Source organism: Streptococcus sp. V940 (assembly GCF_054353495.1).
The window spans coordinates 252,617-269,345 of sequence record NZ_JBTHHZ010000001.1 but is presented as its reverse complement, the minus strand read 5'-3'; the positions used below and the strand labels follow the sequence as shown (position 1 = coordinate 269,345).

Annotated in this window: 11 protein-coding genes and 1 CRISPR repeat array; of the genes, 7 read left to right on the top strand and 4 right to left on the bottom strand. The window is 39.1% G+C overall.

Annotation, left to right across the window (positions count from 1 at the left end):
• The first annotated feature begins 2 nt into the window (after positions 1-2).
• From cas9 to csn2, 4 genes are read left to right on the top strand one after another with little or no spacing between them, the layout of a single operon-like run.
• Positions 3-4,133, top strand: a complete 4,131-nt coding sequence (gene cas9 / locus ACXYSM_RS01460; protein ID WP_458634088.1) for a type II CRISPR RNA-guided endonuclease Cas9 — start codon at positions 3-5, stop codon at positions 4,131-4,133.
• Entirely contained in the window at positions 4,133-4,999 is an 867-nt protein-coding gene (cas1, locus tag ACXYSM_RS01455) for a type II CRISPR-associated endonuclease Cas1 (RefSeq protein WP_458634087.1), read from the top strand. The genes cas9 and cas1 overlap by 1 nt, the downstream gene beginning before the upstream one ends.
• Positions 4,996-5,340: a CRISPR-associated endonuclease Cas2 gene (gene cas2 / locus ACXYSM_RS01450; RefSeq protein ID WP_414283979.1), complete on the top strand. Its 345-nt coding sequence runs from the start codon at positions 4,996-4,998 to the stop codon at positions 5,338-5,340. The genes cas1 and cas2 overlap by 4 nt, the downstream gene beginning before the upstream one ends.
• Positions 5,330-5,992, top strand: a complete 663-nt coding sequence (csn2, locus tag ACXYSM_RS01445; RefSeq protein ID WP_458634086.1) for a type II-A CRISPR-associated protein Csn2 — start codon at positions 5,330-5,332, stop codon at positions 5,990-5,992. The genes cas2 and csn2 overlap by 11 nt, the downstream gene beginning before the upstream one ends.
• A gap of 89 nt (positions 5,993-6,081) precedes the next feature.
• Positions 6,082-8,229: direct repeats of the CRISPR family, unit length 36 nt; unit sequence GTTTTAGAGCTGTGTTGTTTCGAATGGTTCCAAAAC.
• Between the two features lie 57 nt (positions 8,230-8,286).
• Here the strand turns inward: csn2 and ACXYSM_RS01440 are convergent.
• The 4 genes from ACXYSM_RS01440 to zapA all read right to left on the bottom strand — a co-directional run bounded on the left by ACXYSM_RS01440 (position 8,287) and on the right by zapA (position 12,674).
• On the bottom strand, positions 8,287-9,183 hold the full coding sequence (locus tag ACXYSM_RS01440) for a TDT family transporter (protein ID WP_458634085.1): 897 nt from the start codon (positions 9,181-9,183) through the stop codon (positions 8,287-8,289).
• Positions 9,184-9,380: 197 nt separating this feature from the next.
• Positions 9,381-11,717, bottom strand: coding sequence for an endonuclease MutS2 (locus tag ACXYSM_RS01435; RefSeq protein ID WP_458634084.1), 2,337 nt, complete (start codon positions 11,715-11,717; stop codon positions 9,381-9,383).
• Positions 11,718-11,826: 109 nt separating this feature from the next.
• On the bottom strand, positions 11,827-12,375 hold the full coding sequence (locus ACXYSM_RS01430) for a CvpA family protein (protein WP_458634083.1): 549 nt from the start codon (positions 12,373-12,375) through the stop codon (positions 11,827-11,829).
• The gene (zapA, locus tag ACXYSM_RS01425) at positions 12,372-12,674 is read right to left on the bottom strand and encodes a cell division protein ZapA (RefSeq protein ID WP_004252047.1); all 303 of its coding nucleotides are present in this window, start codon (positions 12,672-12,674) and stop codon (positions 12,372-12,374) included. The genes ACXYSM_RS01430 and zapA overlap by 4 nt, the downstream gene beginning before the upstream one ends.
• 86 nt (positions 12,675-12,760) lie before the next feature.
• On the opposite strand from zapA, the gene rnhC reads away from it, so the two are divergent.
• From rnhC to recD2, 3 genes are all read left to right on the top strand, one after another.
• On the top strand, positions 12,761-13,642 hold the full coding sequence (gene rnhC / locus ACXYSM_RS01420) for a ribonuclease HIII (RefSeq protein ID WP_458634082.1): 882 nt from the start codon (positions 12,761-12,763) through the stop codon (positions 13,640-13,642).
• A gap of 4 nt (positions 13,643-13,646) precedes the next feature.
• Positions 13,647-14,261 (top strand): signal peptidase I, encoded by a 615-nt coding sequence (gene lepB, locus ACXYSM_RS01415; RefSeq protein WP_458634081.1) that lies wholly within the window; start codon positions 13,647-13,649, stop codon positions 14,259-14,261.
• Positions 14,262-14,350: 89 nt separating this feature from the next.
• Complete coding sequence (gene recD2 / locus ACXYSM_RS01410; protein WP_458634080.1) at positions 14,351-16,717, top strand: SF1B family DNA helicase RecD2; 2,367 nt, start codon at positions 14,351-14,353, stop codon at positions 16,715-16,717.
• Positions 16,718-16,729: the final 12 nt, after the last annotated feature.

The window sequence follows — 16,729 nt, the reverse complement described above, 5'->3', positions numbered from 1 at the left end:
TGATGATTAAAAAACCATACTCTATCGGTCTTGATATTGGTACAAATAGCGTCGGATGGGCCGTCATTACAGATGACTATAACGTTCCATCGAAAAAGATGAAAGTTCTAGGAAATACCAATAAAGAATTCATTAAGAAAAATTTAATCGGAGCTTTATTATTTGATGAAGGGACTACTGCTGAGGATAGACGTCTCAAACGAACAGCCCGTCGTCGCTATACTCGTCGTAAAAATCGTCTTCGCTATCTTCAAGAAATCTTTACTGAGGAAATGAGTAAAGTGGATAGTAGTTTCTTTCATCGATTAGATGACTCCTTCTTAGTTCCTGAGGATAAAAGAGGAAGTAAATATCCTGTTTTTGCTACCTTGAAAGAAGAAAAAGAATATCATAAGAATTTCCCAACTATCTATCATTTGAGAAAACACTTGGCGGACTCAAAAGAAAAAGCGGACTTACGCTTAATCTATCTGGCATTAGCCCATATGATTAAATACCGAGGACATTTTTTATACGAAGAATCTTTCGATATTAAAAACAATGATATCCAAAAAATCTTTAATGAATTTTTAAGTATTTACGACAACACATTTGAGGAAAATTCACTTAGTGGACAAAACGCCCAAGTAGAAGCAATTTTTACTGATAAGATAAGCAAATCTGCAAAGAGAGAACGCGTTCTAAAACTCTTTCCTGATGAAAAATCCACTGGTTTGTTTTCAGAATTTCTCAAATTAATTGTAGGAAATCAGTCTGATTTTAAAAAACATTTTGATTTAGAAGAAAAAGCTCCACTTCAATTCTCTAAAGATACCTATGATGAGGATTTGGAAAACTTACTCGGACAAATTGGAGATGGTTTTGCAGACCTTTTCCTGGTTGCTAAAAAACTCTATGACGCCATTCTTCTATCAGGAATCTTAACTGTTACAGATCCTTCAACCAAAGCTCCACTATCAGCATCTATGATTAAGCGCTATGAAAGCCACCAAAAAGACTTGGCAGATTTAAAACAATTCATCAAAAACAATCTTCCAGAAAAATATGATGACGTTTTTTCTGACCAATCTAAAGATGGATATGCTGGATATATCGATGGTAAGACCACTCAAGAAGCATTCTACAAATATATCAAAAATCTTCTCTCTAAATTCGAAGGAGCTGATTATTTCCTTGATAAAATTGATCGTGAAGATTTCTTGAGAAAACAACGAACCTTTGATAATGGTTCTATTCCTCATCAAATTCATCTTCAAGAAATGAATGCTATTCTCCATCGGCAAGGAGAACACTATCCATTTTTGCAGGAAAATAAAGAAAAGATAGAGAAAATCTTAACCTTCCGTATTCCTTACTACGTTGGCCCATTAGCTCGTGGCAATCGTGATTTTGCTTGGCTTACTCGAAATTCTGACCAAGCAATCCGACCTTGGAATTTTGAAGATGTTGTTGATAAAGCAAGCTCTGCGGAAGACTTCATCAATAAGATGACTAGCTATGACTTGTATCTCCCAGAAGAAAAAGTTTTGCCCAAGCATAGTCTATTGTATGAAACATTTGCTGTCTATAATGAATTAACCAAAGTAAAATTTATTGCAGAAGGATTGAAAGACTATCAATTCCTTGATAGTGGACAGAAGAAGCAAATTGTCAATCAATTATTCAAAGAGAAAAGGAAAGTAACTGAAAAAGACATCATCCAGTATCTACACAATGTTGATGGCTACGATGGAATCGAACTAAAAGGAATTGAAAAACAATTTAACGCTAGTCTTTCTACTTATCATGATTTACTCAAGATTATCAAGGATAAAGAGTTTATGGATGAACCTGAAAATGAAGAGATTCTTGAAAATATCGTCCATACGCTAACTATCTTTGAAGATCGTGAGATGATCAAGCAACGCCTTGCTCAATATGACTCTCTCTTTAATGAAAAAGTAATCAAAGCACTAACTCGTCGACATTATACTGGTTGGGGAAAACTCTCTGCCAAGCTAATTAACGGTATCTGTGATAAAAAAACTGGTAAAACGATTCTTGATTATCTGATTGATGATGGTTACAACAATCGTAACTTTATGCAGTTAATCAATGATGATGGGCTTTCTTTTAAAGAAATTATCCAAGAATCACAAGTGGTTGGTAAGACAGACGATGTGAAGCAAGTTGTCCAAGAACTTCCAGGAAGTCCTGCCATTAAAAAGGGAATTTTACAAAGTATCAAGATTGTTGATGAACTTGTCAAAGTTATGGGGCAGGCCCCTGAATCCATAGTGATTGAAATGGCACGAGAGAATCAGACAACTGCAAGAGGGAAAAAGAATTCCCAACAAAGATACAAGCGCATTGAAGATTCACTGAAAAATCTGGCATCTGGGCTCAACTCCAATATTCTAAAAGAACAACCAACAGATAATACTCAACTTCAAAATGAGCGTCTCTTCCTTTATTATATCCAAAATGGAAAAGATATGTATACAGGGGAAACCCTTGACATCAATCAATTAAGCAACTACGACATTGACCACATCATCCCACAAGCCTTTATAAAGGACGATTCTCTCGATAACCGTGTCTTGACTAGCTCAAAGAATAATCGAGGTAAATCTGATAATGTTCCAAGTTTAGAGGTTGTTCAAAAAAGAAAAGGTTTTTGGCAAAAATTGTTGGATTCAAAGTTAATTTCAGAACGTAAATTTAATAATTTAACCAAGGCTGAACGAGGTGGACTAAATGAGCGAGATAAAGTTGGCTTTATCAAACGTCAGTTGGTTGAAACACGGCAAATCACAAAACATGTTGCACAGATTTTGAATACTCGCTTTAATACAAAAGTGAATGAGAAAAACCAGAAAATCCGTACAGTCAAAATCATCACTTTGAAATCCAATCTAGTTTCCAACTTCCGTAAAGAATTTAGGCTATACAAGGTGCGAGAAATCAATGACTACCACCATGCACATGATGCTTATTTAAATGCTGTGGTTGCTAAGGCTATCCTTAAGAAATATCCTAAACTAGAACCTGAATTCGTCTATGGTGACTATCAAAAACATGATCTTAAGAGATACATCTCAGGAAGTAAAGACCCTAAAGAAATTGAAAAAGCAACAGAAAAGTATTTCTTCTACTCAAACTTGTTGAACTTCTTCAAAGAAGAGGTACATTACGCAGACGGAACCATCGTAAAAAGAGAGAATATCGAGTATTCCAAGGATACAGGAGAAATCGCTTGGAATAAGGAAAAAGATTTCGCTACAATCAAAAAAGTTCTTTCCTATCCACAGGTGAATATTGTGAAGAAGACAGAAGAGCAAACCGTTGGACAAAATGGTGGTCTGTTTGATAACAATATTGTGTCCAAGAAAAAAGTAGTTGACTCAAGCAAATTAATCCCTATCAAATCTGGTTTGTCACCTGAAAAGTATGGTGGCTATGCAAGACCTACAATCGCTTATTCAGTTCTTGTTATAGCAGATATTGAAAAAGGAAAGGCTAAAAAATTAAAGAGAATTAAAGAGATGGTTGGAATAACCATTCAAGATAAAAAGAAATTTGAAGCAAATCCAATCGCCTATCTCGAAGAATATGGTTATAAAAATATCAATCCTAATCTTATTATAAAACTACCTAAGTATAGTCTCTTTGAGTTTAATGATGGACAGCGAAGATTATTAGCAAGCTCTATTGAATTGCAAAAAGGTAACGAGTTGATTTTACCTTACCATTTCACTACTTTGCTTTACCACGCACAGCGAATTAATAAAATTAGTGAACCAATTCATAAACAGTATGTAGAAACACATCAAAGTGAATTTGAAGAATTATTAACAACAATCATTTCTTTATCTAAAAAATATATCCAAAAACCAATTGTTGAATCATTATTACAACAAGCGTTTGAGCAAGCCGATAAAGATATTTATCAGTTAAGCGAATCCTTTATCTCGCTGTTGAAACTCACCTCATTTGGAGCTCCTGGAGCTTTTAGATTTCTTGGTGTTGAAATTAGTCAATCAAATGTACGATATCAATCTGTGTCTTCTTGTTTCAACGCCACCCTCATCCACCAATCCATCACTGGTCTCTATGAGACTAGGATTGACTTAAGCAAACTGGGAGAAGACTGATGGGATGGAGAACCGTTGTTGTCAATACACATTCAAAGCTTTCTTACAAAAATAATCACTTGATTTTTAAAGATGCCTCCCAGACAGAGTTAATTCACCTGTCCGAGGTGGACATCCTGCTTTTGGAGACAACGGATATCGTTCTCTCCACTATGCTAATCAAACGCTTGGTGGATGAAAATATTCTGGTCATCTTTTGTGATGATAAACGTTTGCCGACGGCATACTTAATGCCCTACTACGGTCGGCACGATTCCAGTCTGCAACTCTCTCGCCAAATCACATGGAGCGAGGAAGCTAAAGCACAAATTTGGACCACCATTATTGCACAAAAAATTCTCAATCAGGCCTTTTATCTGGGGAGTTGTGGTTTTCTAGAAAAATCTCAGTCCGTCATCGATCTCTATCATGGTTTGGATTTATTTGATCCTAGTAACCGCGAAGGGCACGCAGCTCGTATTTACTTCAACACCTTGTTTGGAAATGATTTTAGTCGTGAGCAAGATAGTGATATCAATGCTGCCTTGGACTACGGCTACACCTTGATTTTGAGTATGTTTGCGCGTGAAATTGTGTTGTCTGGCTGTATGACTCAGTTTGGATTGAAACATGCCAACCAGTTCAATCAATTCAACCTAGCTAGCGATATTATGGAACCTTTTCGTCCGATTATTGATAGGATCGTCTATGAAAATCGAAGCAGTTCTTTTGTCAAAATCAAACGAGAGCTTTTTACTATCTTCTCAGATACCTTCCACTACAACGGCAAAGATATGTACCTGTCCAATATCGTCAGTGACTATACTAAGAAAGTCATCCAAGCTCTCAATCAACCCGAGAAAGGAGTTCCTGAATTTAGGATATGAGTTATCGATATATGCGTATGATTTTAATGTTCGATATGCCCGTTGATACCGTAGAGGAACGTAAGGCCTATCGGAAATTTCGGAAGTTCCTCATAGATGAGGGATTTATCATGCACCAATTCTCCATCTATAGCAAGCTCTTGCTCAATAACTCTGCTAATAACGCCATGATTGAGCGGCTCAAGACTCATAACCCTAAGAAAGGAAACATTACTCTCTTAACCGTTACAGAAAAGCAGTTTTCTCGCATGATTTACTTAAATGGCGAGCGAAATACTAGCATAGCAAACTCAGATGCTCGTTTGGTTTTTCTGGGAGAGGAGCCTAAAGATGAAGATTAATTTCCCATTATTAGATGAACCTTTAGTTATTGAAAATGCAACTTTTTTAGTGCTGGAAGATCAAATCACTTTTTCAACTATCGTCAAGCAGTTCTACCAATATACCGATGATGGGGAGTTGAAGTTGTTTGATAGAAATCTAAAAACTCTGAAAGAGGCTGAATTGCTAGTGATAACGGATGTCTTGGGATACAATCTCAACTCACCTGCCATGCTAAAGCTAATACATGCTGATTTAGAAAATCAACTCAATGACAAGCCCGAAGTTAAGTCCATGATTGAAAAGTTGGTTGCTACGATTACAGAATTGCTGGCATTTGAGTGTTTGGAAAACGAGTTAGATCTAGAGTATGATGAAATTACCATTCTAGAGTTAATCGATGCACTTGGTGTCAAAGTCGAAACCCTGAGTGATACACCTTTTGAAAAGATGCTAGAAATTGTTCAGGTTTTTAAATATCTTTCTAAAAAGAAACTCCTTGTTTTCATTAATGCATCCGCCTATCTATCAAAGAATGAGTTAGTAAATTTGATAGAGTATATCAAACTAAATCAACTAAGAGTTTTATTTGTCGAGCCTCGAAAAGTCTTTGAGTTTCCGCAGTATGTACTAGATCAAGACTATTTCTTGAACCTTGAAAATATGATATAATAAGAGTAACAATTGGAACTTGACGAGCTAAAGTCTGGCTGAGACGAATGGCGCGATTACGAAATTTCGTGAGAAAATTTTTCTACGAGGTTTTAGAGCTGTGTTGTTTCGAATGGTTCCAAAACAAGCTATTTAATTTTTAGATTAGTTTTTATGTTTTAGAGCTGTGTTGTTTCGAATGGTTCCAAAACAAATTTACAGGCTGATAGGTACTGATTCAGGTTTTAGAGCTGTGTTGTTTCGAATGGTTCCAAAACAGATTCATTGATAGCAATATCTTTCAGACTGTTTTAGAGCTGTGTTGTTTCGAATGGTTCCAAAACACTACTTGAATATGTAGGACTTGACGGAATGTTTTAGAGCTGTGTTGTTTCGAATGGTTCCAAAACTTAGCAATGAAACGCAGATACAATTTTTTTGTTTTAGAGCTGTGTTGTTTCGAATGGTTCCAAAACTTTGCTACCGACTGCACGAAAACCTTGGGTGTTTTAGAGCTGTGTTGTTTCGAATGGTTCCAAAACACGGTAAAGATGCAGTCGGGGACATTTTGGGTTTTAGAGCTGTGTTGTTTCGAATGGTTCCAAAACATTGAAGATGTTTGCAAATGCTTGCGCAAGGTTTTAGAGCTGTGTTGTTTCGAATGGTTCCAAAACTGCTACGTTCCGCAGAAGCAGCAGGCTTACGTTTTAGAGCTGTGTTGTTTCGAATGGTTCCAAAACGTCAAATTATTTTCAACTCTCCACATTCTGTTTTAGAGCTGTGTTGTTTCGAATGGTTCCAAAACCTCCCGTATTATCTACTGCATCCAATGACTGTTTTAGAGCTGTGTTGTTTCGAATGGTTCCAAAACGGTTCTTTTGTAAGAACTTTCATTTCTACCGTTTTAGAGCTGTGTTGTTTCGAATGGTTCCAAAACGGCCTTGTGGTCCTATCGGTCCACGCTCTCGTTTTAGAGCTGTGTTGTTTCGAATGGTTCCAAAACATAATTTGGTGGATGAGCATATTGAAATCAGTTTTAGAGCTGTGTTGTTTCGAATGGTTCCAAAACACCGACCAATCCAATTGAATCACCCCCTTTTGTTTTAGAGCTGTGTTGTTTCGAATGGTTCCAAAACCAGACGAAGAACTTAAAGCAAAATTTGAAGGTTTTAGAGCTGTGTTGTTTCGAATGGTTCCAAAACTGTCCATTTTTTTTAGCGATACAGTCGCATGTTTTAGAGCTGTGTTGTTTCGAATGGTTCCAAAACAAGTCACATCTGTTGATTGTAAATTCTGTAGTTTTAGAGCTGTGTTGTTTCGAATGGTTCCAAAACTGCGGATTCTTACCATATCCAAACTCATTCGTTTTAGAGCTGTGTTGTTTCGAATGGTTCCAAAACGTAATAATCGTTTTATCCCTCGAATCTAGCGTTTTAGAGCTGTGTTGTTTCGAATGGTTCCAAAACCAAGATATGAAAAAATCAGAAACACTAACAGTTTTAGAGCTGTGTTGTTTCGAATGGTTCCAAAACAGCCCGCCTCATTGGTTGCCCAGCCTGTAGGTTTTAGAGCTGTGTTGTTTCGAATGGTTCCAAAACTTTACTGAGATACCGTTGGATGCCCAGTTAGTTTTAGAGCTGTGTTGTTTCGAATGGTTCCAAAACTCGCACCAGTTATCGCTAATTGTATCGTCCGTTTTAGAGCTGTGTTGTTTCGAATGGTTCCAAAACCTTGACTCACATATATTTCCAATGACTGTTGTTTTAGAGCTGTGTTGTTTCGAATGGTTCCAAAACAATAATGGAGGTCTAAGTGGAGGTAGTGCTGTTTTAGAGCTGTGTTGTTTCGAATGGTTCCAAAACAAAGTATCTCCAGAGAATTTCGCTAAGGGTGTTTTAGAGCTGTGTTGTTTCGAATGGTTCCAAAACAAGGAATTTCTTATAAAGACGCATATAAGCGTTTTAGAGCTGTGTTGTTTCGAATGGTTCCAAAACAGCAGTTTTAGCTTGTAGAGTCGGTTCAATGTTTTAGAGCTGTGTTGTTTCGAATGGTTCCAAAACAAGTCACATCTGTTGATTGTAAATTCTGTAGTTTTAGAGCTGTGTTGTTTCGAATGGTTCCAAAACTCAACAAATGGTTTGATAGTATCTGTCACAGTTTTAGAGCTGTGTTGTTTCGAATGGTTCCAAAACCTCATTTGCGAGCCTTGGGGGCTCTGTGGCGTTTTAGAGCTGTGTTGTTTCGAATGGTTCCAAAATACTTCTCAAACTAAATATAGAATAAACCCCTAACACTTCTCCGTGCTAGGGGGTCTTTTATTTTCTTAAATATCTCACATATTCTACTAATACGTAGACAAGGATTGTTAAACAAATGATAGTTTCTAACCAAACGAGGAGATTGAGGATCGGAAACTGCAGAATGCCTTGGGACATTTTCAAGGAAGTTGCCGTGATGATGGTTGGGAAAGTCAGGGCTGAAAAGGCTGGTTGAAATCCCTGTTTTAAAATTCTCGGCAAGCGACTAAGGACAAAGAAAAAGAAAGTCTGAGATGCAAGGACCATGACCAGCAAAATCCAGCTAGGAAGGTCTGGACCTCCTATCCGAACTAGTGCTGCCAACAGGAGAGAAAATGGAGCACAATAGATCCCTTCTTGCCCTAGTAAAGCCAGTGGCAATGGATTCTTTTTCAAATCTTGATAAATGAGAGGATAAAGGATAAGGGTTAAGATAAAACCAAAAATCCAAGCTCCATAGGCAATCCCAACTATCCCCACTACTGGGTAAGTCAAGCTTGCCACTGCGATTCCCACATAAAGAACCGTCCAACTTGGCGTTGCGCTCGTCCTTGGTTTAGCCTGAACGTAATTGATAGTAAAGTAGATAATTAAACCGACATCCAGTAGAAAGGCAAACCACCAGAGAACTTGTGCAATAATACTCAAGCTCATAGGTAATACGCGCAACAAATAAGTCGATAAAATCATCCCTGCCATGGGAAAGGTCGCCATTCCTGACAAGACGGGTGCTTTCTTCAGTTCTTGCTTACTTTCATGCCAGTTATTGAGGTGGCTCACCAAAAAATATAACCATAAAATCAAGCCTGACAAACTAAAGATGTGTGATAAAAGCGGAAAAATATCCAAGATGAGATTTCCTGCTCCAGCCAATCCCAATAAGCAACCTGAAAAGGCTAAGGGGAGTTTTTTCATACCAACCTCCGAAAATAACGTTACTATCAGTATAACATAATTAAAGCTCAGCTAGACAAGCCTTCATCAATTTTTTTGGCTATAAAACGATTGTCCCCTTTTAAAATACTCACTAACAATAATGATTAAAATAAATTCATCAAAAAAGTACCTATCACTTGATAGGTACTCTTTTGACATTTCATTCTATAGCTTGGTTAGCCTTTAAAGGTTACGATGGTTGCACCACTCCCACCTGCATTTTGCGGTGCATAGCCAAAGCTCTTGACTTGCTTGTTTCTTTGCAGGTATTTGGTTACCCCTTCACGGATGACCCCTGTACCGATACCATGGATGATATCCACTTGAGCCATATTGTTGAGCAAAGCTTGGTCAATAAAGGCATCCAAGGCTTCCATAGCCTCCTCATAGCGTTTGCCACGAAGGTCTAGTCGAGCCTGTGGACCTTTACCACCTGCCCTTTTAACTATGTTGACTTGTTTCTTCTTGACTGGTGCTTCTTGCTGAGCTTGTACCAAGTCAAATTCCTTCTCTTCAAGCGTCATCTTAATCAAGCCAACCTGAGCCTCCCAACGACCGTCCTTGAGTTGATTGGTCAAGGTACCCCGTTGACCATAGCTTAAAACGATAATATCATCTCCAACTTTTGGAGCTCGTTTTTTCTTGGCTTTTTGGAGAACCTTGTTTTTAGAAAGATCAACTTTTTCAGGTGCTAACTTCTTGAGTTTGGCCTTGGCTTCGATAATTTCATGTGGTTTTAGTTGAGATTTGCTGTGAAGATTTTTAAGAATATCATCACTTTCAGCCAGAGCCAATTCAACGATTTCGGCAGCTTGCTCACGCGCCTTATTGAGTTCAGTCTCCTTCTCACGATTTAGCTCATTGTAGAGTTTTTTAAGAGCACGATTCATCTTAAGGTTTTCTTGCTCGACTTGGCGAATATTCTCAAGACGTTTGCGGCTTTCAAGTGTCTGCTCTTCCAATTGCTCAATAATGCGATTGACATCATTGTCTTGATTAATCTGCTTGCTAGCGTCACCTACGATGACATCTGACAATCCTAGACGTTTAGCAATCTCAAAAGCGTTGCTTCGACCAGGTACGCCTTGCATAAAGCGATAGGTCGGGCGCAAGCTAGCTGTATCAAATTCCATGCTGGCATTCTGAACATAAGCCGTTTCAATTCCGTAGGCCTTGAGTTCAGGATAGTGAGTGGTTGCCATAGTCTTGACCTGACGCAAGCGCAAGTCCTCTAAGATTGACATGGCAAGGGCAGCTCCTTCCTGGGGATCTGTTCCTGCTCCAAGCTCATCTAGCAACAAGAGCGAGTTTTGATTGACCTTACCAAGAATATCAACGATATTAGTCATGTGACTAGAGAAGGTTGAAAGACTTTGTTCGATGGATTGTTCGTCTCCGATATCCGCAAAGACCTCCTCAAATATTCCCACACGACTTCCCTTATCCGCCAAAATCGGCAAACCTGACTGGGCCATCAATTGCGTCAAACCTAAGGTTTTAAGCATAATAGTCTTACCACCCGTATTGGGACCAGTGATGACGATGGCTGTTAGATCCTTACCAAAGTGTACATCATTAGCAACAGCATTTTGCACCAAGGGATGACGAACATGGAGGAGTTGAATCTCCTGTCCTTCAGAGACTTGAGGCACTACTGCTCCAGTTTCTTGGATAAAGCGAACCTTAGCCCGAATCAAGTCCAAATGTCCAATAATCCAGGCATCATTTGCGATTTCAGCTGCATGCGGTCTTACTCGTTCAGAGAGTTCCTGAAGAATACGCATCATCTCATAGCGTTCATCCGCACGCAGACTGGCGATTTCTTCGCTCAGCTTGACCACTTCACGCGGTTCAATATAGACAGTGTTCCCACTGGCAGAAATATCATGAACCACACCGGCAATCTTATTACGATAGGTGTTTTTGACAGGGAGAACCTGGCGACCATTTCTACTAGCGATAATGCCTTCTGTCAACATCTGTGCCTTTTGTTTGAGAAGTTCTTGCAAGACGTCACGAACTTGGCTCTCGCTATCATGGATTTTACGACGGATTCGTGCTAGTTCTTCACTAGCAAAATTCTCAATAAATCCAGCTTCATTGATGGCTTGGAGATTACCCTGCAGATGTGGAAAATCATGAAGTTTCTCAAACCAATTTGCCAAGTGGTCCAAGCGGACATTTTCAAGATTGTCATAGAAGTTTTTCAGTTCACGACTGGCAAAAATGACACGTTTGAGAAGGAGAAACTCCTCGATGTTGAGGTCTGCTCCCATCTCCAAACGTTTGCAGGTTGCAGCAATGTCTTTGGTTCCTGAGATACTGAAATGTGGATGCTCGACAAAGAGGTCTTGCATCTCCTTCATCTCTGCAAAGGCCTGTCTAATTTTATCAGCTTTATCTGTTGGGACTAGCTCTTTTAACTGTTCTAGTCCTTGTTCCGTCAAAAGATGAGGTTCAAATAAAGCCTTGACCTTGTTAAATTCTAACGTTTCTAGTATTTTTGTATTCATCTTATTTCCTTCGTAAAAAAGTTATGGCCTTTCTTATTTTTAACTCTTTAAATCAATCTCTTACTTTTCGAAATTGTAAACAAAAGGCTAGGAATAGTTCCCGCCCTTTTTAACCGATTATTTTAGTAACCCAAAGCTGTTTAATAAAATTAGTTGTGAATGGAATGCTTTGGATGATATGTCTAGCTACAAAGCTATTTTCAAGTGAATTTTGAACAATTTGTAATGGCACAGTCGCGAGAATCGTTAGCATCATCTGGAGGACAAATAAGGTCACACCTATTGATAGCACACCCGCACCGATACGATAGTATTTCCCATCAAGTATCTTACTTGGTACTAGGTTTAGAAAAAGACCAAGCAAACGGCCGATGCAGTAAAAAATCGTAAAGGCTAAGAGGAAGCCGACACCTGCATAAAAAACCTTATCTAGTTGGAAAAGTTGATTGGATGGGAAAAAGAAAGTTCCCTGTCCTTCCTGCGGATTAGCATAAGGGATTAATAAATTGAACTTCTGCCCTAAAGCTAGGTAATATTTGCTTGCAAAATAAGCAGAGGCAATCGTTGCTACAAGATAATATGCTTGCAAAATAATTCCTCTGCGGTAGCCAATATAAAAGCTCCAAGCAAGGATTAATAAGAGTAGAATGGAAATCATAGGGAATCCTCAATCTTACTCTGCTCTTGTTTAGCCGCAACTACTTTATAACGGAGCGATTCTAACTCTTGCTCCTTATCATCAAATTCAATCTCACGGCTGAGCTGTGTTGACAAGCAGTTAACTGCTAAGAGAATAGCTACTGTCTCATCATCAGCTCCAGGCATTTGTTCTTTGATTGCTTCATACTTTTCCGTCGCAACTTTAGCAATCTCCTCCATGAAAAGATTGTCATGTTCAGTTGTCAGCGTTAATGTTTTTTTCCCAAATGTAAACTTGAATCGATTTAAATTTGCCATAAAATTCACCTCAAGATATTATACCAAATTTCACTTAGTTTGTCAGTTTTTACCAATTCTAGCGCATTTATGGTACAATAGAGACTATGGCAAGTATCACATTAACTCCGAGTGAAAAGGAAATTCAGGCTTTTGTTCAAAAGCATGAACATGCACTCACTCCTAGTAAAAATCCCTATATTCGCTACTTTTTAAAGCTTCCTCAAGCCAGTGTTTCCGTCTATACATCTGGGAAAGTCCTCTTGCAAGGAGAAGCCGCTGAAAGATACGCTAGCTTTTTTGGTTATCAAGTAGCACAAATAGTTAGCGGGCAAAATTTCCCCTTGATTGGAACAGATGAAGTTGGAAATGGTTCCTACTTCGGTGGTCTGGCTGTAGTGGCGTCATTTGTAACTCCTGATCAGCATGACTTTTTACGAAGACTCGGGGTTGGAGATTCTAAAATACTAACTGACCAAAAGATTCGTCAGCTTGCTCCCCTTCTTAAGGAGAAGATTCAGCATCAAGCACTCCTTCTTTCGCCAAGTAAGTATAACGAAGTCATTGGGGAACGCTATAATGCTGTTTCTGTCAAGGTAGCTCTTCACAATCAAGCAATCTTTCTCCTCCTTCAAAAGGGAGTTGAGCCTGAAAAGATTGTTATTGACGCCTTTACCAGCTCACAAAATTATGAAAAGTATCTAAAAAATGAAGCCAATCATTTTCCTAATCCAGTCACGCTAGAGGAAAAAGCTGAGGGCAAGTACTTGGCTGTTGCGGTTAGCTCCATCATTGCGCGTGATCTCTTCCTAGAAAATCTTGAAAACCTAGGACGAGAGCTAGGCTATCAACTTCCAAGTGGTGCTGGAGCTGCTTCTGACAAGGTAGCTAGCCAAATCCTTCAAGCATATGGAATGAAAGGGCTCGGCTTCTGTGCAAAGTTGCATTTTAAAAACACAGAAAAAGCTAAGCAACTTCTAGAAAGGTAAAAGTATGAATTATTTTAAAATATTTTTAAAAGAGTGGGGAATTTTCTTCCTGATTATTGCATTAATAGGTCTCAGCCGTCTTTTTCTGTGGAGCAATGTTCGTGTAGAAGGACACTCTATGGACCCTACTCTAGCTGATGGAGAAATTCTCTTCGTTGTCAAACATCTCCCTATCGATCGCTTTGATATAGTTGTCGCTCATGAGGATGAAGGGAATAAAGATATTGTGAAACGGGTTATCGGATTGCCAGGTGATACCATCCGTTACGAAAATGATAAGCTCTACGTCAACGACAAAGAAACCGATGAGCCTTACCTAGCAGATTACCTCAAACGCTTTAAAGAGGATAAACTCCAATCTACCTATGCTGGAGATAGCTGGGATGGAAAAAAAGGCGAGTACTTCAGAAACCTTGCTGAAAAAGCTCAAGCATTCACCTTAGATGTAAATTACAACACTAGCTTCACCTTCACTGTTCCAGAGGGGCAATACCTCCTACTTGGTGATGACCGTCTGGTATCTAGTGATAGCCGACACGTTGGTACTTTTAAAGCAAAAGATATCATTGGAGAGGCAAAATTCCGTTTCTGGCCACTCAAACGTATCGGAACAGTTTAAAAATACTAAGAGGCCGAGAATACCAATCTCAGCCTCTTCTCATTCTATTCTGAATGATCTTTTCTCATTCATGAATGTAAAGGAATTATATGGAAGTCTATTTTACAGGTACGATTGAACGTATTATTTTTGAAAATGTCAGCAATTTTTACCGTATTCTCCTCTTAGATATAGAGGATACCAATGCTGAGGACTTTGATGATTTCGAGATCATTGTGACAGGAACTATGGCTGATGTCATCGAGGGAGAGGAATACACTTTTTGGGGGCAGATTGTCCAACACTCCAAATACGGAGAGCAACTACAAATTACCCGTTACGAAAGAGCAAAACCAACTAGTAAGGGCTTAGTCAAGTATTTCTCAAGTAGCCATTTCAAAGGGATTGGTCTCAAAACTGCCCAAAAGATTGTGGAACTCTATGGAGAAAATACCATTGATGAAATCCTGGAGCATCCTGAGAAACTCGAAACCATCTCAGGACTATCTTCTAAAAGTCGTGAGGCCTTCGTTTCTACACTTCGTCTCAACTACGGTACTGAAATGGTCTTGGCCAAGCTTGCCAACTATGGCATTCCTAATAAATTAGCTATTCAAATTCAGGATACCTACAAAGAGGAAACTATCGATATCGTTGAAAATTATCCCTATCAGTTGGTAGAAGATATCAAGGGATTGGGTTTTACCATCGCTGACCAATTGGCGCAAGAATTGGGCATTGAAAGCCAGGCACCTGAACGTTTCCGAGCAGGACTCATTCATATCCTTTTAAACGCTTGTATGGAAAGTGGGGATACTTATGTTGAAGCTAGAGACTTATTAGAAAAGACTCTAACCCTACTTGAATCCTCACGACCTGTGGAATTAGAACCCAGTCAACTTGCACAAGAATTATCCAATCTCATTGAAGAAGAAAAAGTTCAGCAGGTTGATACGAAAATCTTTGACAACAGTCTCTTTTTCGCTGAAGAAGGAATTCACAATCACCTCATTCGTATTCTTGAAAAAGAAGACCCCAATAAACACGAAATAAAAACTATCCAGGAGCATATCGCAACTGTTGAGAAGGAATTAGGCATCCAATACGATGCCATTCAAAAACAGGCAATCTGCGATGCTATCCAAAACAAGGTCTTTATCCTGACTGGCGGACCTGGTACTGGAAAAACCACTGTTATCAATGGGATTATTGCTGTCTATGCTCTATTAGAAGGACTGGACCTTCGAAAGAAAAGTAATCTACCGATTCTCCTTGCTGCTCCAACCGGTCGTGCAGCACGTCGCATGAATGAACTGACAGGCTTGCCTAGTGCAACGATTCACCGCCACTTGGGTATGACTGGAGACGACGATACCAGTCATTTGGAGGATTATCTAGATGCTGATTTTATCATTGTAGACGAGTTCTCTATGGTGGATACCTGGCTAGCCAATCAACTCTTCTCCAATATCTCCTCTAACAGTAAAATTCTCATTGTCGGAGATAGTGACCAGTTGCCATCGGTTAGTCCTGGTCAAGTTCTGGCTGACTTGCTTCAGATTCCAAGTATCCCACAAACGAGATTGGAACGAATTTATCGCCAGAGTGAAGAATCAACCATTGTCACACTTGCGAGTCAGATTCGTCAAGGAATTTTGCCTGCAGATTTCACTCAGAAAAAAGCAGACCGTTCCTACTTTGAAATCGCTAGTAGCCATATCCCTGCGACCATTGAAAAAATCATAGATGCTGCTATCAGAAGTGGCATCCCTGCACGTGATATCCAAGTTCTGGCTCCTATGTATCGTGGTACAGCAGGAATCGATGCCATCAATCAACTCATGCAAGAACTGCTCAACCCTCTTCAAAAGGGACAGATTAGTTTTGAGGCAAGTCAGTTTCAGTATCGTAGCGGAGATAAGGTTATTCATTTGGTTAACGATGCAGAAGTTAACGTTTTTAACGGAGACCTAGGCTACATCACAGACCTCATTCCTGGAAAATACACTGAATCTAAACAAGATGAAATGATGATTGATTTTGATGGGAACGAAGTCGTCTATCCACGCAACGAATGGTATAAAATTCGTCTTGCCTACGCCATGAGTATCCATAAATCTCAAGGAAGTGAATTCCCAGTTGTCTTTCTTCCCATCACCAGTGCTAGCAAGCGCATGCTGGAGCGTAATCTCATCTACACTGCTATTACTCGGGCTAAAAGCAAACTCATCCTACTCGGTGAACTTCAAGCCTTTGATTATGCAACTAAACATATCGGAACTGCTCGCAAAACCTATCTGATTGAACGTTTCAGTGACTTAACTGAAAGTTCTGAGGAACGAAATGATCCTGTTCTCGAAATCACAGATCCGACGAACCCTCATCAATCTTACATACTAACCGAAGAAAACTGGACTAGTATCCCAGCTATGATTGGGATTAGCCAAGATGACCTTGAGGAGTTTTTCGGAAAATAAAGCACAAGAAAA